Origin of the sequence: Campylobacter sp. 2018MI01 (assembly GCF_018501205.1) — a bacterium.
Classification (GTDB): Bacteria; Campylobacterota; Campylobacteria; order Campylobacterales; family Campylobacteraceae; genus Campylobacter_E.
This window is the reverse complement of sequence record NZ_JAHCZE010000019.1, coordinates 1-26,431: the sequence shown is the minus strand read 5'-3', so window position 1 is coordinate 26,431 and position 26,431 is coordinate 1. Positions and strand designations below refer to the sequence as shown.

Below are 26,431 nucleotides of genomic sequence, written 5' to 3'. Positions count from 1 at the left end.
GCATATACTTTAGATTTTCCTGGAGATAAAATTCCTTTTAGTGAAAATCCAGATTGGAAAGACCCAACTATACCTAAAAATTTATATCAAAACGATGATATAAATTATGATTTGCAAAAAAAAATAAGTGAATTAGATGAAAAAAAATTAAGAAAATTAAAAAAAGCTTTAGATATATTATTTGAAGATGAAGAAGAATTACAAGAAGAAATTCCCCAAACTGAACCCATAAAAATAAAGGAACCAACTCCAGATGAATATATACAAATTAGCATCAGCGGAGAAAAACCTATAAAAAAACAAAAAAATACTTATCAAAACAATAATATTTTGATAAATATTAAATAAGCTTTATTTATTACGAGTTTTATTAAAACTAAAAATAGCAATTATTAATGCTAGTATAGGAGAACTCATAATTTGTAAAAAATATATTAATTCACTTTGCTCTTCTTCGTTTGGAGTAATAAAACTTAATATTAAAGCAAATACTACGCTACTAAGACCTAATATCGCTAAAAAATAACTAAGAATTTGATTTTGTATTTTAAATTCTAATTCATTTTCACAATAATTTTTTAATTTAAAATATGCTAAAAACATTGCAATATAAGGTAAAAAATAACTAACCGTGGTAAGAGAACTAAGTAGCCAATAAATATCTTGAGATTTATTAAAAAATACACAAAATATACAAATAATACTAACTAAAAATGCCTGAAAAAATAAAGCCTTATAAGGGGTATTATATTTTGGATGTGGTTTCGCTTCATAAAATTTAATTATTCCTTCTTTTGAAGCATTAGCTAGCATATATATTGGTGCTACCAACCAAGAATTAATCTGCCCTAAAGTGCCTACAAATAAACTAAAAGCCATTAATTGACTAAGACCTTTAAAACCCAAATTGTTTTCAGCATAAGTAATTGCTTGCATAATACCATCTAATATATCAGTATCTTTTGCAGGATATATCACATTAACACAAAAAGTGCCTAAAATATAAATACCTACTATTATAAATGCACTAAAAAATATAGCTTTTGGATAATTTTTTTGAGCGTTATCAATTTTAGCACCTATCATTGTGCTAAGCTCAAGCCCTGCAAATGCAAACATCATAGTGCTTGAAAACACTAAAGTATTTAAATCAAGTGTAATTAAATACCCTGAATTATAAGGAGTTGTGATTTTGTGATTAGTCAAATAAAACATTAAAGCTACAACTATTAAAAGCAATGTAGGAAATAAAATTCCAAAATAAACAAATATTTTATTTATTAATTTAGTATATTCAAAACCCCTATAATTTATATATGTCAAAATAAAAAAACTCAATATAGAAAATATTGCGATAAAATAAGATTTTGCCTGTAAATTAAATATATAAGCTAAAGAATTTGCTGCGAAATACAACATCATTGGGAAAAAAGCTAAACAAGATAGAAGATAACAAATCAAACAAAAATAAGCTACTTTTACTCCAAAAGCTTTATTAATCCATAAAAATATACCACCACCCTTAGAAAATCTAGAACCAAGTTCTCCACATATTAAAGCTAAAGGAATAAAAAATCCAAATGCTACAAAAAGCCATAAAATAATAGAACTAGCCCCGTATTGTGCGACATAAGGAATTTGTCTTAAAGAAAAAATCCCGATCAAATTCATAAAAATAATATCTTTTATACTCAACTTCATAATAAACCTAAAAAAATAAAATGAAGCGAATAATACTATTAAAATTGTAATAATTTAGAAGAAAAAAAGAAAAGGTTTCACATAATCTGTGAAACCTAAAAATAATTTATAAAATTATTGGCAGATGATTTTTAATTCAACTCTGCGGTTTGCTGCACGGCCTTCTTTTGTTTTGTTATCGCCGATTGCATTTTGGTCGCCAGCCCAACTTGGATTAATTCTGTCTTCGCTAACACCAGCTTTTACAAGTTCAGCTTTTACTGCTTTAGCTCTTTTTTCTGATAATTTTTTGTTATAAGCAGATGTACCGATTGAATCTGTATATCCTGTGATATTTGCAAAATATGCAGGCTCTTCTTTAATTAATTTAGCTAAACGCTCAATTTCAGGAATATAGTTAGCAGTTACATTGCTCTTATCAAATCCAAAATTAACTTTAACTAATTCTAAATCATAACATGCTTTTGGTTTTGGTTGTGGTTTTGGCTCAGGTTTAACAACTACTGGCTCAGGTTTAACTTCTACAACTGGTTGTGGAGCTGGAACAACTTCTTCTTTTTTACCATCAAAGTTAAAAATTACACCTAAAGTGCTAATTACATGGTGATCAGCGTGGCGGAATTTAATTTGGTCACGAACTTCTGCTCTTAAACCAAAGCTTTTGTAAATTTTGTATTTTAAACCAATACCATAATGACCAAACATTCCGTTTTTATTGTCATATAGATTTTCGCTGAAGTTTTCATAACCAACACCTAATAATCCATAGAAATCAAAGTTAGTATCACCAACTTTAACTGGGAATACTAAGTTTAAATAACCTCTATCAATACCCACTGGAGTATGACCTGAATTATCTATACTTTTATATTCACCTTTTTGGTGCTCATAACCAATTTCTGTTCCTACTGCACCATACATATAACCAATTCTTAATCCATAACCAAATTTATTCATAAGGTCAAGATTTCCTTCTGGAACATTGTATGTAGCGATTGGGCTTATTTCTAAGCCTTCAAAATTAATATCACTTGCATTTGCACTAACAGCTATCATTGCAGCTGCACTTAAAACTAAACTCATCTTTTTCATGAATACTCCTAATTTCAAAATCGAATTAACGTTTACTAAATTGTGGTTTTCTTCTTGCTTTTCTGCGGCCGTATTTTTTACGCTCAACCACACGACTATCACGAGTTAATAAACCTTGTGGTTTAAGTAGCGCTCTAAAATCAGCACTCATAGCAGCTAAAGCACGAGAAATTCCGTGTCTTAAAGCTTCAGCTTGAGCATTATAACCACCACCTAATGTGCTAGCTGTAATGTCCATTAAACCTTCTTGCTTAGTTACTAATAAAGGTTGAACTACCTTTAATTTAATAGCTTCGTGTCCGCCTAACCAAGTATTTAAATCAACGCCATTCACTATAATTTTACCACTTCCAGCCTTAGCCCAAACTTTAGCTATTGCAGTTTTTCTTTTACCTGTTGCATAAACTTTTGCCATTTTACTTTCCTTTTACCTGAGCTGTATGTGGGTGTTCGCTACCTGCATAAACTTTTAATTTCTTAAGCATTGCACGACCTAAAGTAGTTTTAGGCAACATTCCACGAACTGCTAATTTATATAATTTTGCTGGATTATTTGCTAATAAATCACCGAATTTTTCACTCTTAGTGCTTCCAAAATAGCCTGAATGTCTGTGATATAATTTATCATCAGCTTTGTTTGTTCCAGTAAATTCTGCTTTAGATGCGTTGATAATTACAACATAATCTCCGCAATCAACATTTGGTGTATAACAAGGCTTATGTTTGCCTTTTAATATTGTCGCAACTTCTGTTAAAAGACGACCGAAACGCTTACCTTCAGCATCTACAATTATCCAATCTCTTTTAACTTCGTTTGGCTTTGTTATTTTTGTCATGATTTTACCTTTGCCAAAATTTTTTAAAAAGCTGATTATATGTTTTTAATCTTAATAATATCTTAAATTAAGATAATTTTAAGATAAATTAAAAATAAAATTTGACTTTTTTAAATTCTAAAAAAATTATCTCATTTAAGTTTATTTTAAAGATGGGGGGGGGGTAGAATAGCATTGCAATTTTTAAAAAAAGGATGTAAAAATGAAACTAGTAAAACTTAGTTTAATTGCAGTAATTACTGCAGGTTCAATGTCAGTTGCAAATGCTATTGCTTTAGATGAAGCTATTCAAAATGTAGATTTATCAGGTATGTTAAGATATAGATATGAAGGAATTAGCGAAAAAAATTCATTAAAAGATAAATCTACAAAAGATACAATCCAATTACACGGATATAAAGCTCAATTAAAATTCACTTCAGATATAGCTGATAATTTTAAAGCTACTGCATTATTTCAGTATTCAAACCAAGATGCTTCATTTGCTTTAAATAAACCAGGTTTAACACCATCTAATGAAGCTTTAAGAGATAAAGTTGAAAATAATATAAATACAAGCAAAACTTTTAATATAAGAGATGCTTATTTAACTTACACGAATTACGATACCTCATTTATGTTCGGTAGAATGGAAATTGGCTCAATTTGGACTGATGATTTATTAGGAACAGGATTAAAAATCGTAAATAATAGCATTGAGAATGTAACTTTAGCAGCTTATGCTTTTGATAATTACAATAAAGATAGTGATTTAGGCGTTATTGCTACAAAAAATGATGATGATAGTATAAAAAGCGTAAGTGGTAAAAATATATATGGTATAGCAGCAATTGCTAATTTTGACCCAGTAGCAGCAGAGTTATGGGTAGCAAATATGGCTAGTTGGGGCACATTATATGCGGTAGATTTCAATGTTAATTTAGGTGATAAAGATGATTTCGCATACAATATTCACGCTCAATACGCAGGTAATAATCTTAAAAAAGATAGAAAAGATTTATTAAAACAAGCTACAGGCGACGAAGTAGCTAATGGTAATTTTTATGCTATTGAAGCTGGCTTTGACGCATTCGGCTTAGATTTTAATGTAGGTTATGCTGGTTATGGTAAAAAGGATAAAGCTACAATTAATACTATAGAAGATAGTGGCAAATTGATTAATTATGGCGAATACGCTATGAAAGATTACCAAACAGGAGCAGTAGGTAAGAAAGATTTCGTATTCGGAACAATTGGTTATACATTTGAAGATGTAAGATTTGGTGTTGATATTATTAGCGGAACAAATAAAATCAAAAATGGCGATAAAACTGATAAAGAAAAATTATTTGAAGTTAAGCCACAACTATCTTATAAATATAGCGACAAATTAAACTTCTCAGCATTCTATGCTTATGGTAAAACAAAAAATTATGAAGGTATAGAAGATTGTAAAAAAGATGAAAAACTAATTAGATTTGAAGCAAAATATACATTCTAAAAATAGCTAGGCATTAAGCCTAGCACTAGATTAATTTGGCCTAACACTTATAAAAACTTAATTTAACTAATTTCAAACTCTTGGTGTTAGGCTTACTTAGTCTAGCTTTTACAACTAGCACCTTCTTTAAACACTGCTCCATAATCGTTTTTTGAATCAGGTTTAACTAAATCTAAATTCTTTTGCACTTCTAAGCTCTAATCAATCTAAACAAACAAGTTTTTTAAAACTAATAGCAATACGATTAAGTAATTTAAGGTATTACGAAAGGCTGAAAATATTTACAATGCGTTGTTTTTTTTTTATTATTTAACACATAAATCAAAATAGGAGACAATTATGTCAAAGAATACAAAAACGATGATATGTCCTTTTTGTGATGAAGAATTAAGATTTGGTGTAAAAGTATGCAGGGGTTGTCAAGCTGAAATTACTTACGAACACGAGAGAACATTTTCGCCTGGCTGGTTTATTGCTTTTTGCGTATTAACTTATATATTATATACATTTTATGATTCAATAAATGGTTGGGTTTTTGGGATACTTGTTTTTGTTGATATTGGATGCTTTGCTAATATTTTACCTATAGATACAAAAGCAGAACCTAAAGCAAAATTTGAAAGAAGACAATTTAGATAATTAAAAACTATAAAAATTTTAAAAGCTCATCGCTTAATCAAAAAATACAAATTAATTTAAGCGAGAGCTTTTTTGAGCATACACTTAGCAAAACTCTCATTTTAACAATTACAATAATTTTATTTAGTGTTGCATATACTCTTTATAATCATTTTATGATAATTAAAGCTATTCTTTAAGAATAGCTTTTGATTAGCTTTTACAACTAGCACCTTCTTTAAACACTGCTCCATAATCGTTTTTTGAATCAGGTTTAACTAAATCTAAATTCTTTTGCACTTCTAAGCTCTCATCCATTTGCCAAGCATTCCAGCCACCATCATATACATAAATATTTTCCCAACCATCAAGTAAGGCAATAAACCAAGCAACACTAGCTCTCCAGCCTGTGCCACAATAAAAAGCTAAATTATCATTTTTATTAATGCCTTGACTTTGCCATAATTCATATATTTCATAAGGATTTCTAAGCGTTCCATCAGGGTCGTAATAATCAGCCACATTAGATGAATTTGTCCCTGCAAATCCCCAAATAGCTCCTTTTGGCTCACCACTTTTTGGTATATAATCATAACCACTAATTTTGCCTATAAACTCATCCCAAGCCCTAATACTTACTAGCTTTAAATCCCCTTTATAATTTTTAATATCATCTGGCATTGATATATTTATATTAGCATTTGCAGGAATTATCGCTTTAAAATCACTTTCTTTATTAGGTATATTTGGAGTTTTTTCTATACTAAATCCTGCTTCTTGCCAAGAATATAGCCCACCATTTAAAAATCTAACATCTTTAACCCCAGCGTATTTTAGTGCAAAAAATACTCTTAAAGCTGCCATTTGATTTTTAGAATATAAAATTATAGTTTTTTCGCTTGTAATTCCTAAGTTTAAAAGATTATTTTCTAAAGTTTTTGCATCACTTAAATTCCAAACAGGAGCATTCTCTATTAAATCAGTATTAAAATGATAAGCACCTTTTATATGCTCGCTGTATTCATCACTATTTTCTCCCCAACTAACCTCAAAAACCATAAAGTCTTTACCATCAAAACTCTCAACTTTTTTGCCTTGCATTAAGTCATTTAGCCATTTAGGATAGACTGCTAGTTGATAGTTTTTAAGTTTTACTAAATCATTATTATTTGCATAATCTATAAAATCAGCATAAATCTCGCCTTTATAACCACGAGCTAAAAACTCCGAGCTAACTTTTTTTATCTCATCTAAATTAGAACCATAAAATACGAGCTTTTTATCCTTTGTAATGCCTTTGCCTTTGAAATATTCTTCAAATTTTTTATTTTCAACAAAATCCATTGATAAAGCACTAATATTTAAAGCCCCTTTAATATGACCGCCGTTTTTTGCCCCATCTTCGCTAAAACCATTATAATAACTATCAATTCTTGTATCAATTATCAAATAATCACTATTTAATCTAGCTTTAAACTCATCAGTATTTAATAATTTAACATTATCAGCATTAAAACAAGCACTAAAAATAAGTGCAAACAATAAAATTAATTTTTTCACGATACTCTCCTTAAAATAATCAAAAATCCAAAAAGCATAAAAGGTAAAAATATAAAAGCTTGAAAGCTAAAATAAGCACTAGCTATTAAAATATTTGCCACATTGCAACCACTTGCAAGAGAAGCTCCAAAAGCCATCAAAAAGCCTCCAATTACACTAAAATATCCTTGTTTTAGCGATACGCCTTGAAGCGAAAATGATTTCAAATTCGCAACAATCCCACCTAAAATACAACCAAATAAAAAATAAACTCCAGAATCTAAATACCTATATTGATTGGTTACTAGATATAAAATCATATTTTTACTAGGCACTGATAAAGTAAAACTAAAACCAATCATTTTCCACATCAAAAGACTTAAAATTGCTAAAACTATTGCTAGAATGCTAATTTTTTTGGCTTTATAGATTAAATATATACTTAAAATTCCAAGTAAAATCACTAAGATAAAAGGCGAAATATTTAAAAAAGTATGAATATTAGTAAGCTCGTTTTTTGTAAAAATATCTATGTATTTTTTAAATATTCCATTAAATAAAGCCATACTAAAAGCAAAAGAAAAAGCCGTTATTAAATAAGAACTATTATTAATAACTCTAGTAAAACTACCGCTAACACAAGCCTTGCTAAACGCCATTCCAACGCCAAATGCAAAGCTACCTATAATAGTAGCAAGTATTGAGAATTTAAACTCGGGTATGGTAATTAGCTGAAAATGTTCTAATATGAATAAGCCAAGAGATTGTAAAAATATACAAAAACTTAAAGCACTAACAAATGAAAAATCTTTAAAATAAAAAAGATTTCTAAAACCAGAAAAAAAGCAAAATCTATATCTTGCTAATAAAAATCCAAAAACAATTCCAAATATAAGCGTATTCATTACCTAATGACTTTCTAAAATATTTTAGAAATTATATGTTTTGAAAAATAATAAATCTTAATTCATATTTAGATTATGAATTAAGATTTTCACCACAAAATCAATTTAGTTTTAAAGAATTTAAATTCTTTTTAATTTAAATTCTTCGTTTTCGTAAAACACTACATAAGAGCTAATTTTGTGATTAGAAAATCTAGTTTTTATAAAGTTTTCATAGGTTTTTAGCTGTTTTTCATAAGATTTATTAAAAAACGAGCTTTTATAATCAATTATCTTAACGCAATCATCGCTAATAGCTAATAAATCTATTCTATTTACTTTATTTTCATATAAAAAGTTATATTCTTTAATCAAATTATGATTTTTGATTAGTTCTTTAAACTCCACACATTTAAGCAAATCTTCGCAAAGTTTTTTTAATTTATCAAAATCCACTTGATTAAACTTATTATATGCAAGTCTTAAACATTCATTCAAGCTTTCATCATTAAAATCACTCAATTCACAAAAATAGTGAAATGCGTTTCCAAGCATAATCGCATCAGTGCTAAACTCTTTAGCCTTGACATTTTGAAGTGGCACACAAGGATTAAACTCATAGCTAATATTTATAGCACTTGCTTCATTTTCTTTATATCTAAAATTAAGCAAATCATCATCTAAACTTTCATTAGCAATTTCATTATAATTAATCCCGCTAAGTCCAGCTCCATCATTCATAATAATACAAAGAGAGCTAATCGCTCTTGTATAAGCTACATAATAAGTATTTATCTCATCAGTTTTTTTCGTATTCTCATAAATTTCAAGCTTTTTTGCATAATCTTTATCATAAAAACATCTAAGATTTCTAATAGCACTAGCGTCCTTTTTAAAGCCATACCATTTGTGGCTAGAAAAATCATATTCAATTTTAAGCCCTGTATCGTGTGGAGCATTTTTACTTAAATGAACGCAGATTAAATGCCCAAATTGTAAACCCTTACTCTTATGAATTGTCATAATATTTATGCCTTTTGCTTCATTGTTTGATGCAAGTTTATTGCTAAGATTATATATCGTATCTAAGAAATCTTTAGAACTAATATCATCTAAAAACTCTAAAACATACTCATCTTTACATAAATCAAGATGAGTTATTATCTCATTATAAATCTCATAAGCACTTTTTGTAATATCAATTTTAAGCCTTGAATAATCCTTGCCTAGCACAGACTTTACAAAAAAGCCATAAATCTCATCTCCTAAAATAGAGTATTTTGCAAATTCTATTAAAACCCTAACGCTCATTTTTGAAACTAATAAAGAGTTATTATTTACATTAGTTTTCAAACCAAATTCATTTAAATAATTAGCTATTTCATTTGCGTTTGCATTATCTCTTGTAAGTATGCAAATATCATCTAATTTTGCTCCGTTTTGTAGCAAACTTGCAATCTTTTTATAAACATCGTTTAAGTAATTTTCGGTGATTATTTTGCTTACAACTCCGTTTTCTTTACTTGCAACTAACTGCTCGTAATAATCATCATAAAGATTTTTAAAATTATTATTTACAAACTCTACTATAGCTTTTTTACTACGATAATTAGTATCAAGATTTTGCAAGCTTATATTATAGGTTTCGTTTTTGTGAAATAAATCAAATACTTCTTGTTTAGCACCCCTAAATGAATAAATTGATTGCTTTTTATCCCCTACATAAAAAAAGCTTTTTTGCTTATCATCTATGCCAATTCCAGCCACTATTTCTTCAACTATTGGCTTAATAATTTCGTATTGAATAACCGAAGTATCTTGAAACTCATCTATTAAAAGATGGCTTAGATTTGAGTTAAGTCTAAAATAAAAAAGGTCTTTTAAATCCTTGTTTTGCAATATTTTATGGACATAAATCGCCACATCACTAAAGCTTAAAATATTTTGCTCTTTATGATAATTTTTCGCAACTTCGCTAAATTTATCTAAATAATTAAAGCATAATTTTAATTGATTGCTCTCTAAAAAACCATAATATTTAGCAACGATTGAGAGTAATTCTTCATAAGCTGCTGCAAAAGTTGGCAAATCTAGGGCTTTTTGTATATTTGATTTGCTAGCGTCTAAAAATGAGCTAGAAAGTAAAGAATTTAAATCCGTAATTTTGCCAAGCCATTCATCTACTTTTTTATTTGCTCCAGTAAAATTATCTTTAAGCCTTAAAAACTCATCAAAAGGATTTATAAAAGTCGTATCATTTATGATTTTTTCGCCTGTATAATTTAAATACAAACTCTCAAGCCAGTTTAAAAAATCTCCTAAACTCATATTAAAATCTTTTAAATCTCTTACTAATTTTATGGCTTCATTTGTATCTAAAGACTTTAAAAACTCTTCTTTAATATCTAAATAATCAATGAGTTCCGCATCTACGCTTAAGCCTTCGTGTGTTGCAAAAAGCCTTAAAATTTTAGAAAAAAAGCTATCAAAAGTATAAATCCTAAGCTCATCTTCTTTAAAGTTTTTTAAGAATTTATTTCTTGTATTTATGATTTGCTCGGCACTTAAACCTAATAAATCTTGCAAAAATTGAAGCTCGGCAGCTCTATTTTCAAGCTCTAAAAATACCTTTGTAATTCGCTCTTTCATCTCATTTACGGCTTTTTTTGTAAATGTAAGAGCTACTATATCATTAATACTCGCCCCGCTTAAAACTAAAGCAATATATCTAACACTTAGAGTAAAAGTCTTGCCACTTCCAGCACTTGCTGCTAATGCGATATGTTTCATACTCTATCCTTTTTATTGATTATTAAATGATAATAGCCATAAGCATTTTCATTTTTTTCTAAGACGAAGCCATCTTTAAGAGTTGCAATATCGCTTTCAATCTCTTGAGATAATTTATTAAAATTTTTACATTCAAACACCGCCCCACGAGTGCTTTTTAAATAAATTAAAGCTGTTTGTATTGTAGGCTTATCTAAAAGCATTGCGTAAAAGGCTAATTGTTTTTCGTGATTTTTAGTAGAATTTGGCTTGTTTGTAGTCTTATAATCAATTATTAGCTCATCACTTATCCTATCAGCTATCCCGTAAGCATCAATATTTGCAATTTTACCCGAAAGCTTTTCTTCGCAATTTGCACTTGGCTGATTGTTGTTAATATAATATGTGATTTCATCTAAATTATCGTATATTAAAGCATAATCAATTGGGCTTAATTTATCTTTTAGCTCTTTTTCAAATTCTTGTTTTAAATTCTTAAAATCAGCGTTTTGTAAAAACTCATGAACCATAGTCCCAACTGCTGCTTTTTCATTTGAATTGCTAGGCTCACTTAATTCTAAAATATATTTTAAATAATACTCATAAGGTGAGTTTAAATAGCACGATAATCTTGAAAAACTAAGCGGTTTTGCAAAAAAATTATGATTTTTTATAAGTTCTAAATCAGGCTCAAATATATTTTCATTTGCTTTTAACTTGCCATTAAATGCCTTTAAGAATGATTCAATTAGCCCTTTTTCATCTACGATTTGTCTTTGGCAACTAAAATCTTTTAACATTCTAGCTGGTGATTTTTCTTCATTTTCAAGGTATAAAACAAAAACTTCTTTGGCATTAAAAAGCTCTTTATAATAATGTCTTTGCAAGTTCTCTCTATCAGCATAGCTAATTAGCCCAGCCTTTGTGCGAACAGCATTGTTTAAAAACATTTCACTAACACTTCGCTTTGGCACTAAATCATCATTAAAATCAAGAACAATTACTAAATCATATTTCATTCCACGACTTTCAAGCATACCTAAAGCATCAACATTTCCGCCGTTTGTGTGAGAGATTTTAATATTACTAGCGTCAAGTAGTTTTATGATTTGCTCGTTTGTTAGCTTAAACTCATTATTTAACATCTTTATATCATTTAGGCGGTTTTTTAGGATTTCTTTAATTTCAGCGTTTTTGCTAAGGCTTAATAGTTGCTCTTTTAATTTATCAAAATTACTAAAATCAAGTTCGCTTGTATTTAATAATCTTTTTTGCACTATAGCCAACTCATCATCACCTAAAATCGCATTTAGTTTTTGTGCTATTTCGTTTGAGTTTAGCCCACTTGCAATATTTAAATAATTATGAATATCAAGGGCTTTTAAGCTAGTTGCAATGCTTTCATCAGGCATAATAAGAGCTATTTGTTTATCATTTTCGTAATATTTTGATATTAGACTAAGTGCGTAAATGTATTGATAAATTGAGCTTTTAAACGAAGCAATTTTTAAGGTATTGTTATAATTTAGTTTAGTTTGCTCTAGGATTTGCCAAGAATTATTAAAACTTAGAGTATAAGTATGATTTGGCTCAAAATCTATTTTAAATGATTTTTTTAAAAGATTTATATTGTAATCGCTTACATTTGTGATGATTTTTACATCTATTTTATCCGAAATACTCTCAAAGAATTCTAATTCGTATTGCTTTAAAAAGCCGTTTAGATAAAAGCTAATTGATTTATATTGACTAAGCAAAAACCAATTAGCTTTTAAATCTTTAATAGTTATATCATCATATAAATTTTGATTATCTAATTCGTTTTTATAATGCTTTAAACACTCTTCTAAAATGTCTAAATACTCATCAAAAAAACTATACAAATCATTATTTCTTAAATCATCTATACTTACTTTTTGACTATTTAATTCGCTAAAAAATGAGAATAAATATTCTTTATTTTTTAAAAAACTTAAAAAATCATTTGAAAAATTAAGCTTTTTATAATCTTTAGTTTTATTACAAGCCCTACTCATAGCAATGATTTGCTCTACTTCAGTCGCTCTTCTTTTATCATTTATTGCGAAATCTTGCAAAAACTCATTAATACTAATTGTAGTTGGAAAAAATCCTTCATTTTTAATACTTGCTAAGTAGTTTTTAATTTGCCTTAAATTAGAAAATACAATCAAATCCTTTTTATACATTTATTTTCCTTTTAAAAGATTATTATGAGTAGTTATAGCGTAAAAAAGCTTTAATATTAAGCTTTTTTACATTGATTTTTGCAAAGTTCAAGTTTATAAAATTTTGAAAGTTCGTTGATTTTAAAATCAATCAATAAAGTCCAGCGTCCATTAGAAATATCTCCTAAATCAGCTTTAAATTCTTTTAAATTATCATCATAATTTACTATGATTTCTTTATCTTCATATTTTGTGTGTGGTCTTGTTAATTTTGCCTTTACGCTTATATTGCTTGCTTTTAAATTAGACTTTTCTTTAACCTGTAATATTACTTCATTATCTACAAATACCGCTGGGCGTTTAGTAACATCTAATCTTGTTTTATCGCCTAAAACCCTAAAAGCAAAATTATCTAAAAATAATTTTTCGTTTTCTTTGATTTTTGCGTAATTATTCTCAACATCTTGATATTTTAAAAAATAACTTTCATCTTCATCTACTGGATAATCAAAAGATAAATAAACGGTGTAAATACAAGCAATCATCATAAAAATAATTGAACCAACAATCAAATAAGGCCAATGTCTTCCTTCTTTTATCATTTTTTCTTTACCTTTCTTCTAATTAAAACTACTATAAAAACAATAGTAAAAATATAAAAAATAGTTCTAATTGTATTTATAATATTATCATTTAAATCCCCGTAAGAATACTCAAGTTCTACACCTTTACTACTTGCAATTACATCACACAATTCAGCAAACCCATTTAAAATTGCTGCATTTACTAAATCTTTTCCTTTAGGTTGAGTAAGTATTGGCAATATTGCACCTTGTTTTGGGAAAAATCCATATTTTAAATAATAATATTCGGTAACACTTCTAAAATCTAATCCTAAATCACTTATAACATCTAACTTTTTATCTTTAAGACTAATTACTATAATTGCATAATTTTTATCAGTTTTAATACTTTGTTTTAAATCTTTAAAAGGAATTTCATTTGATATCAAAACACTTGTTTTAATACCTGTTTTTTGCTCTAAATCATTACTTAAAATATTTATTTCATTTAATACTTCATTACTTAAAGGCTCTTGTGAAAATAAATTCACAAGAGCTAAAAGCATTATAATTATTAGCTTTTTCATCCTATACCTAAATGATTAGGAGTTAAAACTGACCAAGCTGTAACTATTGCTAACACAACCATTCCTAAAACTATAATTGTTTCTAATAACTTGCTCATTTTGCGTCCTTTCTAAAATCTTCTAAACTTCTATTTTCGTGCATTTTAGCATCTTCAATTTTTTCTAGTTTATAAGGATTTCTGATTTCTTTTTGTTGAACATTTATTCCCCAAATAGTAAGCCCAACTAGGATTGATAATAATAAAACGGTAGCTATTAACATACCTGTAATTCCGTGTAATCCAAACACATTTCTATTATGATTATCCATTTTTTACTCCTTTGATAATGTGCTTACATAACGAGCAACTGCATCTACTTGCTCATCGCTTAGCATTGATTTAAAGCTTGGCATTGCTCCTATTACTTTTACGCTTGCATCAGCACTTGCTATCTTACCGCTAGCTAAAACCATTTTAATAAAATCAGGTTTAGTATAGATATTTAATGCAGGTGCTACACCTTCAGTGCCTTCTCCATTTTCTCCGTGACAAGCTGCACAAGTTGTTTCAAATACATCTTTACCAACTTCGCCTTGCATTCCATTTGCTACATAAGTTGCAACTGCTTTTGCGTCATCTCCTTCAACTAAACCAGCTGGCATTTCTCCGTATCCTAAACCTGTTGAGCCGTTTTCTAAAACATCTAAAATTCCAGCAACGCTACTCCATTTAGTTAAGTCTTGAGCCTTACCATTAATTCCAGTTGCTTCAGCACCATGACAAGGAGCACAATGTAATAAAAATACATTTCTACCCATATTTAATTTAGATTCATCATCAAATGCTACATATTTTTCTTTATATTTTGCATTATGACTTGCTACTTCTTCATTATATTCACCTATTGATGAATACTTGTTTAGTGGAAAACCTATTAAAAAATACCATAAAGCAAACACTATTAAAACGATAAACATAACAGCCCAACCTACTGGTAATGGGTTTTTATATTCACTTATTCCATCCCATTCGTGCTCGCTTGTTTCAGCATCTTTTCTTTTAATTCTCATCTGTTTAAATACATTTAAACTTACTATCAACACGGTAGCAACAATAACAACTGCACCAATTATAGAAAGTAAATTTACATTATCAGAAAGATTTAACCATTTCATCACTTTCTCCTATTTTCTAATAAAGATGAATTAATATCATCATCTAATGCAAGATTTGCATATTTTTCATAATCTTTTTTACCTTCTCTTTGTGCTTTATATAAATGAATAATATAAGCATAAAGCACAAAGGTCAAAAACGCCACAAGGAAAAAATAAGCATGTCCTTGATATTGCACAAGTTCAACCAAACTCATAATTCTTCCTTACTTTAAGCTATTTAAATACGCAATCAATGCAACTATTTCTTTAATTTCGCATTTACTATCAAGTGCATTTGCACGGCAAGGTTCAAACGCTTGTTTTACTTCTTCATCGCTCATTGCATCAACAATAGGTGTAGCTTGTTCTACCATCATTTTACGAGCGTCTTCGTAAGTTCCTAATTTTGGATAACCTTCTTCATCATAAGGAACATTGAAAACTTTTTTAACAGTTAAAGCTTCAGCATAAGCTGTATCTAGATCTGAATTCTTTTTAAATAAATGTGGATATTCAGGCATAATTGAACTAGGCACTACAGAAACAGGTTTTTTCATATGATTTTCGTGCCAATCAGTAGTTCTATAATTACCAACTCTCATTAAATCAGGACCTGTTCTTTTTGAACCCCATAAAAATGGTCTATCATAAGCATATTCACCTGCTTTTGAATAAGCACCATATCTATCTGTTTCTGCTTTAAATGGACGAATTAATTGCGAATGGCAAGCATTACAACTTTCTTTAATATAAACATGACGACCTGCAAGTTCTAAAGCTGTATAAGGCTTTTTGCTCTCAATTGGTCTAGCGTTAGGACTAAATGCAGGTAGAATTTCTACAACACCAGCATAAGCAATAACAACAAATACAAATACCGCAAAAAAGAAAGGATTTTTTTCTAACCAACTAAACATTTTTTACCTCCTTACGCTTGCATTGGACTTGCTGATTTTGGTTCAACTTCAACGCTTCTGCTTGAAGTAACTGACTTATAAATATTATAAGCAAACATAAAAAATCCTATTAAATATAATAAACCACCAATAGCTCTTATTATAAAATAAGGATGTAGTGCTATAACAGTATCAATAAATGAATAAGTTAGAGTTCCATAATCATCATAAGCTCTCCACATCATACCTTGAGTAATTCCAGCAATCCACATTGAGCTAAAGAATAATACAATTCCTAAAGTTTGGATAGTAAATTGGTATTCCATAATTTTTTTACTATAAATCTCTTTTTTAAATACCCTTGGAGTCATATGATAAATTGCAGCCATAGTCATAAATCCTACCCAACCAAGTGTTCCATCATGCACGTGTCCTGGAATCCAGTCTGTAAAGTGTGCTAGAGCATTGATTGATTTAACTGATTGAATTGAACCCTCAAGTGTGCTGAACATATAAAATGTTGAAGCAAAAATCATAAACTTAATTAATGGGCTTTCTTTTACTTGGTGCCATTCACCTTTCATTGTAAGTAAGATATTGATTGCACTACCCCAACTTGGTAATATTAATACAACAGAGAAAATTGAACCCATTGTTTGCATCCAATCAGGAACGGTTGAATAAATCAAATGGTGTCCGCCTGCCCATAAATATATAAACATTAAAGACCAGAATGAAAATAGTGATAATTTATAAGAAAATACTGGCTGACCACTTTCTTTTGGTAAGAAATAATATATTTCAGCAATAATTGCAACCGTGAAAACAAAAGCAACCGCATTATGTCCCCACCACCATTGAATTAAAGCATCATTACTTCCTGCATACATAGATACTGAATGAAGCCAAGAACCCATTCCTGTAACTAATTTTGTAGGAACTTCCATATTATTAAATAAATAAAGCATTGCCACGCCTAAAAATGTCGCAATGTAATACCAAATAGAAATATAAAGACTTTTTTCACGGCGAATTCCAATAAGTCCAAAAATTCCCATACCCCATAAAACCCAAATAACAACAACTGCTATATCAAAAGGCCATTCAAGTTCTGCGTATTCTTTTGAAGTTGTAACACCAGCAAAAAGACTTACAACAGCTAATAATATAGTAATCATAAAGATTATAAAATGAGCTTTACCTATGAACATTAAGAATTTTGATTCTCTCATAGAAACTTTTAAAACTCTTTGACCTACATAATACCAAGTAGCCCAAATACCTGAAAGCATAAAGCCATAAACAACTCCGTTTGTATGAAGTGGTCTTAGGCGGCCAAATGTAGAATATTCACCTGCAATATTATTTAGCTCAGGAAATGCTAATTGAAACGCGATTAAAGTTCCAATTCCCATACCGATTATGCCAAACAAAATACATGCGAACATAAACCACTTAGCTACGGTATAATCATAGCCAAGATTTTGCGATGGATTTGCCATAACTGCTCCTTAAATAGAAATTAAAATAATCTGCTAATTATAATCTTAAAAAAAATAAACTAAGCTTAATTTGTAATAATTTTGAAATCTTTTTTATAAAATTCTAAAAAAATTCTATTATTTCTCTCGTGTAATTTATATTCATTTAAGCAATCTAGCTCATCTTTTACGAATGAGCCTTTGTATAAAATAAATTTAGTATTATCATTGGTTATATCATTACATAAAGTAACAATTAGTTCTGTTTTTGCAAAAGCTCTTGAAGTTATCAAATCGCATTTTAAGTCTTTTTCACATTCAACTTTTATAGGTTTAATAAACACATTATCTAAATTAAACTTAGCTTTAATTAGCGATAAAAATGCTGATTTTTTATAACTTGGCTCATACAAATAAAAATTACAATCTCTTTTTAAAAAAGCTAAAAATATAGCAGGAAAACCAGCACCTGAGCCAATATCTGCTATATTAATTCCTGATTTAAATTCTACGAAATTAAGTATTTCAATACTATCAAGTGCTGCTGCTTTTATATCTTTTAATCTTGTAATATTATGAACTTTATTGTATTTTTTTAATTCATCTTCATATGAATTTATAAAAGCTAAAAATTCATTATTCATTTAGCATATGCCCCATTTTGCAAGATTTAACTTTTAAATATTGTTTATTGTATTCATTACTTTGCATTATTAATGGTATGCGTTTTACATCTTTACTAATAGCTTTTAATTTTAAAGGATTATTTGTAAGCAATCTTACGCTTTTAATTTTGTAATATTCAAGTATAAAATCAACTATTTTATAATCTCTTTCATCATCTTTAAAGCCTAGTTTTAAATTCGCTTCAAGTGTATCAAATCCATTATCTTGTAAATTATAAGCATTTACTTTATTAAATAGACCTATTCCACGACCTTCTTGACGAAGATAAATAACCATTCCGCCATTTGCTTCAATATATCTTAAAGATGCTTTTAATTGGTCTCTACAATCGCATTTAAGCGAACCTAAAGCATCACCTGTAAGGCATTCAGAATGTATGCGAACATTAATCTCATCACTAATTTCGCCTTTCATAATTACTAAATGCTCTTTTTCGTTTTCTTTAAAAGATTGGATAACAAAATTTCCAAATCTTGTAGGTAAATTTGCTTGTTTTGAAATTTCAACTAACATTGTTTAACTCTTTTTTGATTTAATTAGCCTTAATTATACAAAAAAAGGAGTTTAGTGTGCGTAAATTTAGACGACTTAGAAAAAGCCCTATAATTAGGGATTTAGTAAAGGAAAACCAACTTAGCTTAAACGATTTGATTTACCCTTTATTTGTAGTAGATAAAAAAAGTGCAAAAATTGAGATTAAATCAATGCCAGGAGTTTATCAATTAGGATTTGATGAATTACTAGCAGAATGTAATGAATGTTTAAAGCTTGGAATTAAAAGTATTTTATTATTTGGCGTATTAGATGAAAGCGCAAAAGATAGTTGCGGAAGTGATGCAATGAGCGATAATGGGCTTATAGCTCGTGCTATTAGAGCTATTAAAGAGCGTTTTGGTGATAGCTTATATTTAATTGCTGATTTATGCTTTTGTGAATACACAGACCACGGACATTGCGGAGTATTAGATGAAGATGGGTATTTAAATAATGAAATTACGCTTTTAAATTCTAGCAAACAAGCTTTAGTAATGGCAAGAGCTGGAGTTGATATGATTGCACCTAGCGGAATGATGGACGGAATAATAAAAACTTTAAGAACTGCTTTAGATGAAAATGGCTTTGATACATTACCAATTATGGCTTATTCAACCAAATTCGCAAGTGCATACTATGGACCTTTCCGTGATGTGGCTAATTCAGCCCCTAAAAAAGGCGATAGAAAAGCTTATCAAATGGATTATGCAAACGGAAAAGAAGCTTTGAATGAAAGCTTAGAAGATGAAAAACAAGGTGCTGATATATTGATGGTAAAACCTGCTTTAGCATATTTAGATGTAGTTAAAGAAATTAGCCAAAACTCACTACTTCCACTATGCGTTTATAATGTAAGCGGGGAGTATTCAATGCTTAAAAACGCTGGAATAGCTGGGCTTGTAGATTATCCAAAAATCTTAATGGAAACTATGATTAGTTTTAAAAGAGCGGGTGCAAAACTAATAATCACTTATCACGCTAAAGAATTAGCCGAAATGTTAAGGGGATAAAAATGGATTTTAGTGTATTAGCAAAATATCAAACAAGTGGCCCAAGATATACCTCATATCCAACAGCTATTGAGTTTGGCGAAGATTATAAATATGATGATTTTATAAAAGATTTAGAAAGTAACGAAAATAAGCCTTTATCGCTTTATTTTCACTTGCCGTTTTGTCGTTCGGCTTGTTATTTTTGTGGCTGTAATGTAATTTATACAGCTAATGAAGATAAAAAAGAAAGGTATTTAGATTATATTTTAAGAGAGCTTGATATTTTAAAAACTCATCTTAAGACAAAAAAAGCTATTCAAATGCACTTTGGCGGTGGAACGCCTACATTTTTTAGTGCAGCTCAACTTGAAATCTTGCTTAAAAAAATTAATGAAATATTTGAGTTTTTACCTGATAGCGAGCTTTCTTGTGAGATTGACCCTAGGTTTTTAAATGTTGAACAAATGAGCGTATTTGCAAAATACGGCATAAATAGAATTAGCTTTGGTGTGCAAGATTTTGACCCTAAAGTGCAAAAAGAAATTCATAGAATTCAACCTTACGAAATTACAGAAAATGCAGTAAAACTTGCAAGAGCAAATGGGGTAAAAAGTATAAATACTGATTTAATTTACGGACTTCCTTATCAGGATTTAAACTCATTTAGCAAAACGCTTGAGACAATTTTAAAAATAAATCCTGATAGACTTGCTGTGTTTAATTACGCTCATGTGCCTTGGATTAAAAAGAATATGAGAAAATTTGATGAAAGCACTATTCCTGAAGCTAAAACTAAGTTAGAAATTCTAAAACATACTGCGAAATTTTTAGGCGAAAATGGTTATAAAATGATAGGAATGGATCATTTTGCAAAACCTAATGATGAATTATTTAAGGCTTTAGAAAATGGCACACTTCATAGGAATTTTCAAGGTTATACTACAAAAGGTGGAGCTATTTTGGTTGGCGTTGGGCTTACTAGTATTGGAGAAGGACTTAATTATTACGCACAAAACTATAAAGATTTAAACCTTTATGAAGCAGCTATTGATAATGGCAAATTACCATTTCATAGGGGAATTAAACTTAATAATGATGATTTAATTAGAAAAGCTGTAATAATGAGCTTAATGGCTAATTTTAGTCTTAATATTAAAGAAATTGAAAAAGAATTTAAAATAGTATTTTGGGATTATTTTAACGACGCAAAAGAGTATTTAAAAACTTATGCTGAATTTTTACAAATTAGCGATGATGAAATAAAAGTAAATGAAACAGGCACATTATTAATCCGTAATATTTGTATGGGATTTGATGCTTATATGAAAAATAAAGGTGAAAAGACCTTTTCAAAAACATTATAAAGGTAAGTAAATGTATGAATTAGCAAAAAAAGTTATATTTAAGTTTGACCCTGAAGATATGCACCATTTAGTAATCAAAGCTCTTAAAACTCAAAGATTTTTAAAAGTAGTTGATTATAAAAAAACTTATAAGAATTTAGAAAATGAATTAATCAATATGAAATTTTCTAATCCTATTGGACTTGCAGCTGGATTTGATAAAAATGCTGAAGTGGTAGCTCCTTTAGCAAATCTTGGCTTTGGTTTCATTGAAGTCGGAGCAATCACTCCTAAGGCTCAGCCAGGTAATCCTCGCCCAAGAATTGAAAGATTAGTAGATGAGCTTAGCATTCGCAATGCAATGGGGTTTAATAATGACGGCGTAGAAGTTGCAAAAGCAAATTTAATGCGTGAGAATTTCTCAAAACTACCTCCGATTTTTATAAATATAGGTAAAAATAAAGTTACACCTAACGAAGTTGCTATAAATGATTATGAGATTTTAGTTCGTGAGCTAAAGCCTTATGCAGACGCTTTTGTAATTAATATAAGTTCGCCTAATACTCCAAATCTAAGAGATTTACAAAATGCTAAATTTATTGAAGAAATTTTTACTAGGCTAAATGCTATTAATGATGTGCCAAAATTTATAAAATTTGCTCCTGATATGGATTTTGGCTTGGCTACTGAATTAAGTCTAACAGCTTTAAATGCTAATGCTTGCGGAGTGATTTTAAGCAATACTACGCAAGATTATTCGCTTAGCAAAAAGCCTGATTTAACCAAAGTTGGCGGCTTAAGTGGTAAAGTATTAGCCGAAAAATCTTTAAATATGCTAAAAGAAATCGCACCAAGCGTGCATAAAAAAGGCATAATTATTAGTAGTGGCGGGGTATTTGACGCGGCTCAAGCTTATGAGCGTATAAAATGGGGTGCTAGTTTAGTTCAAGTGCTTTCATCTATGATTTTCGTTGGACCTAGAATTGCTAGAAATATAAATGATGAGCTTACAAAATTAATAGAAAACGACGGCTTAAGCTCGATTAATCAAGCCATCGGCGTAGAATTATAAGAATTTATTTCGTGTATCTTTACACGAAATAAATTCTAAATTAATCTAGTTTTTCAAAACCTTCATATGTAGCAAATGCTAATTTATAAAGCGCTATTAGAATATCTTTATTCTTAGCTTTTAATTCATCTAAAACTGTATCTTTTTCATATTTTATTTTTTTAGTAACTAATTTTTCTATTGTTATAGGAAGTTGTTTGCATAATTTTAAAAATGCAATTTTATCACCAGTTACAATTTCGTAAAATTTATCAATAGATATCCTTCGTAAGCTTTCATTAGACTGTTGTTTAATTTTATCAAGCGTAATAATCCAAGGGATATTTTGTGATTTAATAGCGATTATTTCAACTAAAGCACAAATACTACTATCTTTATCTTTAGAATTTAGCAAGTGATTTTGCATTCTCATATAAGTTTTTGCCGATGAAGAACTATTCATTGTATTATGTTTATTTTTAAGCTCTATATAATATGTTTTATTAAAATCTTTAAAAATAATATCCCAACCTTCTTTTGGAACTTCACAATTTTTAATAAATTTAAAAATATTTTGATGAAAATATCCTATCGAATTACTATTACTTTTATCTCTTTGACGATGAATCTCATAATTAATTATTTCTTCATAACTTTTATTAAAAGCATATTTATCAAATAATAGTTTTATAGGGTCAATTAAATTTGAATTAAAAGTTTTTAAATCAATTGAATTTAAACTGCTTTCATATTCTTTTAATACATCTAGTACTAAATTTTCAAAATCACTTTGCTTTATAAAGTCTAAATAATATTTATTATCCATCATAACTCCTTTAAAGTTTTAATAATCTCTAAACCAACAGCTTTAGCTAAATTACAAGGAACAGCATTGCCGATTTGTTTATATTTTGAAGCAATTGAACCCATAAATTCCCATTCATCTGGAAAACTTTGAATTCTAGCATTTTCTCTTACGCTAAATGGTCTTACTTCAAGCGGATGGCATCTTTCTGTTTGTTTCATTTGTGGAGTTGTAAGGACGGTAAGACTTGGTTCGTCTAAACTTAACCTTCTTAAAATTCCCGTCCTTCCACCGCCCATATTCCAACAATTTTTCATATATTCTTTAGCAATTTTAGGGTCAATATCCTTCCAGTATCCACCAGCTGGAACAAGAGTAAAAATTTTTTCTTTTTCTTTAGAATATTTAGCACACTCGCTTTTAGGAACATCTTTTAAAACATCCCTTAAAACAAGTTTTTTATCACTTTGCTTAGGAAAATTAAAATTAATTTTATCTATTAAATCATTTCTAATTCCTACCACTATTAATCTCTCTCTTTTTTGAGCTACTTCGTAATCAAGTGCATTTAATACTTGATGTTGTATTGAATAATTTTGTTCTCTAAATACATCACAAATAACCTTAAAAGTATTGCCTTTATCATGAGTTAATAATCCTTTTACATTTTCAAACAAAAACATCTTTGGCTGTAATTTATGTAAAAATATAGCATAGTGATAAAACATAGTTCCACGAGTATCAAGAAGACCAAGTCTTTTACCAGCATAACTAAAACTTTGACAAGGCGCTCCACCAGAAATCAAATCGAGCTCATATTTTTTAATATCAAATAATTTCTCTAAATCTTTATTAGCAACTTTTTCAATATCGTCACATATTACATTCCAATTTTTTCTATTATGTTTTAAGGTATTAGCTGCATTTTTATCAATCTCAATAAGTCCTAAATGAGAAAACCCAGCCATTTCAAGCCCAAGTGCCAAGCCACCAGCTCCTGCAAAAAGTTCTATGCTTTTATAAATCATTAAAATCCTTAAGTATTTTTATCATATTAACTGAAAAAATTAAATTCATACAATTATGCATTATTTATAAAAAAAGAGCAGTTTAATTGTAAAGTTACAGGATTTTGTAAAGCAAACAGTATTAAGCATAATTTTTTACCAATAGCTCACGAGTATATTTTCGTGTTTAAAAAATAAAAACCAAATTCCTATTTCAAATTCTTGATTTTTCGCATTGCTAAAATATAGACTAAAATAAATGAAAATAAAAATAATCTATTCATATATTCATAAAAAATACCGCTTCTATCAAAGCAAATAATTTGAATATAAAAAGCTATAAAAGATATTAGAGTGATTATTTTTGTAATTGCTCTAATGTTTGATTTATAGTGATTTAATAAATAAAATATATCAATATAAATAATAGGCATTATTATTATGCTAAGTTCAGTTAATGCCATTATAAACACTATTCCAACGATAAAAATAGTTAAAACAATAGTAATACCAAGATAAAAACTAAAAGGTATTATCAAATTAGTCTTACTAGCAATTGAGCTAAAATCTAAAGTTAAAAAATAAGCTAAAGAGCGTTTTGGAGTAATCTCATTAAAATGCCTTTCTTTTATCATTGATAAAATCAGTGCAAGTATGAAAAAAATAATAAAACCAATGGCTTTATAATTAATTGAAAGCATAAAATTATCTTCTAAATAAACCCTAAGCCAATGAAAGCACACTAAATAATAATCAATAAGATAAAACGCTATTATTACAATCATAGTTTTGATTATTTTATTTTTGTGATTGAATTAAGCCTTTGTAAAGTGCTAAGAATTAGTATAAAATCAATAACAAGATAAAAATTAGCATATAAACCCTGAAAAACAATTTGAGAATAACTCATAAAATCATTTTTAATAAAAGTAAAATCTACATTATTAGCTAAAACTAAACGCACAAATCTTGAAAACTCTATCAAACAATAAAACAAGCCAAAAGCTAAAATCGGAAAAACAAAAATCATAAAGGCATACGAACGCCTACTCATAGTAGCTCTTAAATCAAAATTAGCTACATTAATTAAAGCTTCTTTTATGCAATTCATTTTGTATACCCCCCCCCATTAATAACTCGCAAATATCAACGCCTAAAACCTTGCTAATATTATAAATATGCTCTAGGTTAAAATGTTTGCCGTTTTTGTTGTTTTCGCAATTTGAATAAAAGGCTATTGATTTTATGCCTATACTTAGGGCCAAATCTAGTTGGCTTATGTTTTTTTCGGTTCTAAATTTTTTAACATTACTTGATACTAATTTATAAAATTCTTCTATTTCTTCAGTGTTTTTCATACATTATCCTATAGGTAAAATCTAATAATTTAAACGATATAAAAATTTAAAATCTATATCCTATAGGATAAATTAATTTATTTATGATAAATTTGCTTTTAAATTTATTTAAGGAGAAAAAATGAAAAAATTATTTTTGTTTTCATTAGTTGCATTAGCTTTTAGCTCTTGTGCGGCTATTGATAATTTCACAACCTATACTGAAGGCACTAAGATTACCCAAGATGAGCTTGATAGCATTGTGGTTAATAAATCTAGTAAAAGTGATTTGGAAGAGAAATTCGGAGCACCTAGCAGAATTAGTTCTTCTAGTGAATGTGAAATGTGGCATTATGATTTCGTTAAGATTAGTTCTTTTAGCCCAAATATAAATGATTCTAATGTTTTTTGTATCAACAAAAAAGGCATAGTAATTAAAAAACTAAAAGCTAAAACAAAAAGCAATAATCCATTATTAAGGTAAAAAATTATGAAAGATTTTTTTAATAAAGCATTTAAAGGACTTAATCCTAGTTATTATTTTAGACATTTATTTTTTGGCATTGTAATATCTGTTTTATTTTTTATGTTATTCGCTAACTTAGTCGGTAATATAGTTGCTCCTATTTTTGTTGGTATTATTAATGCTTTACTTTATCCATATTCAAGGTTTGTTTATGAAAGTATTGTGAATTTTATTATGGGAAATAATGTATTTTTCTTTCAAGGCAAATTATTTTTAATATATTGGTTTATTAAAATTTGGATAATGCTTTTGTGTTGGGGATTGTCTATTGTTATTGCTCCTATTGGATTAATATATTTATATTATTACCACAGCAAAAATCAAAACTAAAATTTGGCTTTTAAAGCCAAATTTTATATGTTATAGTATTGATAAATGG

The 26,431-nt window shown here is 28.6% G+C and carries 30 protein-coding genes; 8 read left to right on the top strand and 22 right to left on the bottom strand.

Annotated features, from left to right (window positions below):
• The coding region (locus KJQ97_RS04535; RefSeq protein ID WP_214120089.1) for a hypothetical protein at positions 1-348 on the top strand (348 nt) is incomplete at its 5' end.
• A 3-nt stretch (positions 349-351) separates the two neighbouring features.
• On the opposite strand, the gene KJQ97_RS04530 is transcribed toward KJQ97_RS04535, so the two are convergent.
• The 4 genes from KJQ97_RS04530 to rplM form a co-directional block, all read right to left on the bottom strand.
• Positions 352-1,701, bottom strand: a complete 1,350-nt coding sequence (locus KJQ97_RS04530) for an APC family permease (RefSeq protein ID WP_214120088.1) — start codon at positions 1,699-1,701, stop codon at positions 352-354.
• 114 nt (positions 1,702-1,815) lie between these two features.
• A complete protein-coding gene (locus KJQ97_RS04525) occupies positions 1,816-2,793 on the bottom strand; it encodes an OmpA family protein (protein ID WP_214120087.1) in 978 nt (325 codons plus the stop codon).
• 25 nt (positions 2,794-2,818) lie between these two features.
• A complete protein-coding gene (gene rpsI / locus KJQ97_RS04520) occupies positions 2,819-3,208 on the bottom strand; it encodes a 30S ribosomal protein S9 (protein WP_214117629.1) in 390 nt (129 codons plus the stop codon).
• A 1-nt stretch (position 3,209) separates the two neighbouring features.
• Positions 3,210-3,629, bottom strand: a complete 420-nt coding sequence (gene rplM / locus KJQ97_RS04515; RefSeq protein WP_214117630.1) for a 50S ribosomal protein L13 — start codon at positions 3,627-3,629, stop codon at positions 3,210-3,212.
• Between the two features lie 202 nt (positions 3,630-3,831).
• Here rplM and KJQ97_RS04510 point away from each other — a divergent pair, with 202 nt between their 5' ends.
• A complete protein-coding gene (locus KJQ97_RS04510) occupies positions 3,832-5,109 on the top strand; it encodes a major outer membrane protein (protein ID WP_214120086.1) in 1,278 nt (425 codons plus the stop codon).
• Between the two features lie 339 nt (positions 5,110-5,448).
• Positions 5,449-5,748, top strand: coding sequence for a hypothetical protein (locus KJQ97_RS04505; RefSeq protein WP_214120085.1), 300 nt, complete (start codon positions 5,449-5,451; stop codon positions 5,746-5,748).
• A gap of 192 nt (positions 5,749-5,940) precedes the next feature.
• Here the strand turns inward: KJQ97_RS04505 and KJQ97_RS04500 are convergent, their stop codons facing one another.
• The 13 genes from KJQ97_RS04500 to ribA all read right to left on the bottom strand — a co-directional run bounded on the left by KJQ97_RS04500 (position 5,941) and on the right by ribA (position 18,970).
• Positions 5,941-7,287: a rhodanese-like domain-containing protein gene (locus KJQ97_RS04500; RefSeq protein WP_214120084.1), complete on the bottom strand. Its 1,347-nt coding sequence runs from the start codon at positions 7,285-7,287 to the stop codon at positions 5,941-5,943.
• Entirely contained in the window at positions 7,284-8,171 is an 888-nt protein-coding gene (locus tag KJQ97_RS04495; RefSeq protein ID WP_214120083.1) for a YeeE/YedE family protein, read from the bottom strand. The genes KJQ97_RS04500 and KJQ97_RS04495 overlap by 4 nt, the downstream gene beginning before the upstream one ends.
• 120 nt (positions 8,172-8,291) lie before the next feature.
• A complete protein-coding gene (locus KJQ97_RS04490; RefSeq protein ID WP_214120082.1) occupies positions 8,292-10,940 on the bottom strand; it encodes a UvrD-helicase domain-containing protein in 2,649 nt (882 codons plus the stop codon).
• Positions 10,937-13,126 (bottom strand): PD-(D/E)XK nuclease family protein, encoded by a 2,190-nt coding sequence (locus tag KJQ97_RS04485; RefSeq protein ID WP_214120081.1) that lies wholly within the window; start codon positions 13,124-13,126, stop codon positions 10,937-10,939. Before KJQ97_RS04485 ends, KJQ97_RS04490 begins: the two co-directional genes overlap by 4 nt.
• 56 nt (positions 13,127-13,182) lie before the next feature.
• The gene (locus KJQ97_RS04480) at positions 13,183-13,707 is read right to left on the bottom strand and encodes a FixH family protein (RefSeq protein WP_214117637.1); all 525 of its coding nucleotides are present in this window, start codon (positions 13,705-13,707) and stop codon (positions 13,183-13,185) included.
• Positions 13,704-14,255, bottom strand: a complete 552-nt coding sequence (locus tag KJQ97_RS04475) for a hypothetical protein (protein ID WP_214117638.1) — start codon at positions 14,253-14,255, stop codon at positions 13,704-13,706. Before KJQ97_RS04475 ends, KJQ97_RS04480 begins: the two co-directional genes overlap by 4 nt.
• Positions 14,256-14,349: 94 nt before the next feature.
• The gene (locus KJQ97_RS04470; RefSeq protein WP_214117639.1) at positions 14,350-14,565 is read right to left on the bottom strand and encodes a DUF4006 family protein; all 216 of its coding nucleotides are present in this window, start codon (positions 14,563-14,565) and stop codon (positions 14,350-14,352) included.
• Positions 14,566-14,568: 3 nt separating this feature from the next.
• A complete protein-coding gene (locus tag KJQ97_RS04465; protein WP_214120080.1) occupies positions 14,569-15,411 on the bottom strand; it encodes a c-type cytochrome in 843 nt (280 codons plus the stop codon).
• The gene (locus tag KJQ97_RS04460) at positions 15,411-15,608 is read right to left on the bottom strand and encodes a cytochrome c oxidase, cbb3-type, CcoQ subunit (RefSeq protein WP_214117641.1); all 198 of its coding nucleotides are present in this window, start codon (positions 15,606-15,608) and stop codon (positions 15,411-15,413) included. Before KJQ97_RS04460 ends, KJQ97_RS04465 begins: the two co-directional genes overlap by 1 nt.
• Before the next feature lie 9 nt (positions 15,609-15,617).
• Positions 15,618-16,310 (bottom strand): cytochrome-c oxidase, cbb3-type subunit II, encoded by a 693-nt coding sequence (gene ccoO, locus KJQ97_RS04455; RefSeq protein ID WP_214117642.1) that lies wholly within the window; start codon positions 16,308-16,310, stop codon positions 15,618-15,620.
• A gap of 11 nt (positions 16,311-16,321) precedes the next feature.
• Positions 16,322-17,791 carry a cytochrome-c oxidase, cbb3-type subunit I gene (gene ccoN, locus KJQ97_RS04450; RefSeq protein ID WP_214120079.1) on the bottom strand — a complete coding sequence of 490 codons (1,470 nt, stop codon included), beginning with the start codon at positions 17,789-17,791 and terminating at the stop codon, positions 16,322-16,324.
• 65 nt (positions 17,792-17,856) lie between these two features.
• Positions 17,857-18,414, bottom strand: coding sequence for a 16S rRNA (guanine(527)-N(7))-methyltransferase RsmG (rsmG, locus tag KJQ97_RS04445; RefSeq protein WP_214117644.1), 558 nt, complete (start codon positions 18,412-18,414; stop codon positions 17,857-17,859).
• Positions 18,407-18,970 (bottom strand): GTP cyclohydrolase II, encoded by a 564-nt coding sequence (gene ribA / locus KJQ97_RS04440; RefSeq protein WP_214117645.1) that lies wholly within the window; start codon positions 18,968-18,970, stop codon positions 18,407-18,409. The genes rsmG and ribA overlap by 8 nt, the downstream gene beginning before the upstream one ends.
• Positions 18,971-19,026: 56 nt before the next feature.
• Between ribA and hemB the strand changes: the two genes are divergently transcribed.
• Genes hemB through KJQ97_RS04425 form a run of 3 tightly spaced genes read left to right on the top strand, consistent with a single transcriptional unit; the run spans position 19,027 to position 22,398 of the window.
• Positions 19,027-20,001 (top strand): porphobilinogen synthase, encoded by a 975-nt coding sequence (gene hemB, locus KJQ97_RS04435; protein ID WP_214120078.1) that lies wholly within the window; start codon positions 19,027-19,029, stop codon positions 19,999-20,001.
• A 2-nt stretch (positions 20,002-20,003) separates the two neighbouring features.
• Positions 20,004-21,347 (top strand): oxygen-independent coproporphyrinogen III oxidase, encoded by a 1,344-nt coding sequence (hemN, locus tag KJQ97_RS04430; RefSeq protein ID WP_214120077.1) that lies wholly within the window; start codon positions 20,004-20,006, stop codon positions 21,345-21,347.
• Between the two features lie 10 nt (positions 21,348-21,357).
• Positions 21,358-22,398 carry a quinone-dependent dihydroorotate dehydrogenase gene (locus tag KJQ97_RS04425; RefSeq protein ID WP_214120076.1) on the top strand — a complete coding sequence of 347 codons (1,041 nt, stop codon included), beginning with the start codon at positions 21,358-21,360 and terminating at the stop codon, positions 22,396-22,398.
• A 40-nt stretch (positions 22,399-22,438) separates the two neighbouring features.
• Here the strand turns inward: KJQ97_RS04425 and KJQ97_RS04420 are convergent, their stop codons facing one another.
• The 5 genes from KJQ97_RS04420 to KJQ97_RS04400 form a co-directional block, all read right to left on the bottom strand.
• Complete coding sequence (locus KJQ97_RS04420) at positions 22,439-23,203, bottom strand: Eco47II family restriction endonuclease (protein ID WP_214120075.1); 765 nt, start codon at positions 23,201-23,203, stop codon at positions 22,439-22,441.
• The gene (locus KJQ97_RS04415) at positions 23,203-24,210 is read right to left on the bottom strand and encodes a DNA cytosine methyltransferase (RefSeq protein ID WP_214120074.1); all 1,008 of its coding nucleotides are present in this window, start codon (positions 24,208-24,210) and stop codon (positions 23,203-23,205) included. Before KJQ97_RS04415 ends, KJQ97_RS04420 begins: the two co-directional genes overlap by 1 nt.
• Positions 24,211-24,398: 188 nt before the next feature.
• On the bottom strand, positions 24,399-24,974 hold the full coding sequence (locus tag KJQ97_RS04410) for a hypothetical protein (protein WP_214120073.1): 576 nt from the start codon (positions 24,972-24,974) through the stop codon (positions 24,399-24,401).
• An 8-nt stretch (positions 24,975-24,982) separates the two neighbouring features.
• Positions 24,983-25,300: a hypothetical protein gene (locus tag KJQ97_RS04405; protein ID WP_214120072.1), complete on the bottom strand. Its 318-nt coding sequence runs from the start codon at positions 25,298-25,300 to the stop codon at positions 24,983-24,985.
• Positions 25,272-25,547 carry a helix-turn-helix domain-containing protein gene (locus KJQ97_RS04400; RefSeq protein WP_214120071.1) on the bottom strand — a complete coding sequence of 92 codons (276 nt, stop codon included), beginning with the start codon at positions 25,545-25,547 and terminating at the stop codon, positions 25,272-25,274. Before KJQ97_RS04400 ends, KJQ97_RS04405 begins: the two co-directional genes overlap by 29 nt.
• Positions 25,548-25,668: 121 nt before the next feature.
• On the opposite strand from KJQ97_RS04400, the gene KJQ97_RS04395 reads away from it, so the two are divergent.
• Both KJQ97_RS04395 and KJQ97_RS04390 read left to right on the top strand, forming a co-directional pair.
• Positions 25,669-26,010, top strand: a complete 342-nt coding sequence (locus KJQ97_RS04395) for a hypothetical protein (RefSeq protein ID WP_214117651.1) — start codon at positions 25,669-25,671, stop codon at positions 26,008-26,010.
• Between the two features lie 6 nt (positions 26,011-26,016).
• Positions 26,017-26,382 carry a hypothetical protein gene (locus KJQ97_RS04390; RefSeq protein WP_214117652.1) on the top strand — a complete coding sequence of 122 codons (366 nt, stop codon included), beginning with the start codon at positions 26,017-26,019 and terminating at the stop codon, positions 26,380-26,382.
• Positions 26,383-26,431: the final 49 nt, after the last annotated feature.

Coding starts and splice junctions, on each gene's coding strand:
- KJQ97_RS04480 (WP_214117637.1), bottom strand. CDS start 13,707: ATGATAAAAGAAGGAAGACATTGGCCTTATTTGATTGTTGGTTCAATT.
- KJQ97_RS04460 (WP_214117641.1), bottom strand. CDS start 15,608: ATGAGTTTGGTTGAACTTGTGCAATATCAAGGACATGCTTATTTTTTC.
- KJQ97_RS04405 (WP_214120072.1), bottom strand. CDS start 25,300: ATGAATTGCATAAAAGAAGCTTTAATTAATGTAGCTAATTTTGATTTA.
- KJQ97_RS04525 (WP_214120087.1), bottom strand. CDS start 2,793: ATGAAAAAGATGAGTTTAGTTTTAAGTGCAGCTGCAATGATAGCTGTT.
- KJQ97_RS04510 (WP_214120086.1), top strand. CDS start 3,832: ATGAAACTAGTAAAACTTAGTTTAATTGCAGTAATTACTGCAGGTTCA.
- hemN (WP_214120077.1), top strand. CDS start 20,004: ATGGATTTTAGTGTATTAGCAAAATATCAAACAAGTGGCCCAAGATAT.
- KJQ97_RS04485 (WP_214120081.1), bottom strand. CDS start 13,126: ATGTATAAAAAGGATTTGATTGTATTTTCTAATTTAAGGCAAATTAAA.
- KJQ97_RS04390 (WP_214117652.1), top strand. CDS start 26,017: ATGAAAGATTTTTTTAATAAAGCATTTAAAGGACTTAATCCTAGTTAT.
- KJQ97_RS04415 (WP_214120074.1), bottom strand. CDS start 24,210: ATGATTTATAAAAGCATAGAACTTTTTGCAGGAGCTGGTGGCTTGGCA.
- ccoO (WP_214117642.1), bottom strand. CDS start 16,310: ATGTTTAGTTGGTTAGAAAAAAATCCTTTCTTTTTTGCGGTATTTGTA.
- KJQ97_RS04495 (WP_214120083.1), bottom strand. CDS start 8,171: ATGAATACGCTTATATTTGGAATTGTTTTTGGATTTTTATTAGCAAGA.
- KJQ97_RS04475 (WP_214117638.1), bottom strand. CDS start 14,255: ATGAAAAAGCTAATAATTATAATGCTTTTAGCTCTTGTGAATTTATTT.
- KJQ97_RS04395 (WP_214117651.1), top strand. CDS start 25,669: ATGAAAAAATTATTTTTGTTTTCATTAGTTGCATTAGCTTTTAGCTCT.
- KJQ97_RS04420 (WP_214120075.1), bottom strand. CDS start 23,203: ATGGATAATAAATATTATTTAGACTTTATAAAGCAAAGTGATTTTGAA.
- KJQ97_RS04400 (WP_214120071.1), bottom strand. CDS start 25,547: ATGAAAAACACTGAAGAAATAGAAGAATTTTATAAATTAGTATCAAGT.
- KJQ97_RS04505 (WP_214120085.1), top strand. CDS start 5,449: ATGTCAAAGAATACAAAAACGATGATATGTCCTTTTTGTGATGAAGAA.
- rpsI (WP_214117629.1), bottom strand. CDS start 3,208: ATGGCAAAAGTTTATGCAACAGGTAAAAGAAAAACTGCAATAGCTAAA.
- ccoN (WP_214120079.1), bottom strand. CDS start 17,791: ATGGCAAATCCATCGCAAAATCTTGGCTATGATTATACCGTAGCTAAG.
- KJQ97_RS04490 (WP_214120082.1), bottom strand. CDS start 10,940: ATGAAACATATCGCATTAGCAGCAAGTGCTGGAAGTGGCAAGACTTTT.
- rsmG (WP_214117644.1), bottom strand. CDS start 18,414: ATGAATAATGAATTTTTAGCTTTTATAAATTCATATGAAGATGAATTA.
- ribA (WP_214117645.1), bottom strand. CDS start 18,970: ATGTTAGTTGAAATTTCAAAACAAGCAAATTTACCTACAAGATTTGGA.
- KJQ97_RS04470 (WP_214117639.1), bottom strand. CDS start 14,565: ATGGATAATCATAATAGAAATGTGTTTGGATTACACGGAATTACAGGT.
- rplM (WP_214117630.1), bottom strand. CDS start 3,629: ATGACAAAAATAACAAAGCCAAACGAAGTTAAAAGAGATTGGATAATT.
- KJQ97_RS04530 (WP_214120088.1), bottom strand. CDS start 1,701: ATGAAGTTGAGTATAAAAGATATTATTTTTATGAATTTGATCGGGATT.
- KJQ97_RS04425 (WP_214120076.1), top strand. CDS start 21,358: ATGTATGAATTAGCAAAAAAAGTTATATTTAAGTTTGACCCTGAAGAT.
- KJQ97_RS04465 (WP_214120080.1), bottom strand. CDS start 15,411: ATGAAATGGTTAAATCTTTCTGATAATGTAAATTTACTTTCTATAATT.
- KJQ97_RS04410 (WP_214120073.1), bottom strand. CDS start 24,974: ATGATTGTAATAATAGCGTTTTATCTTATTGATTATTATTTAGTGTGC.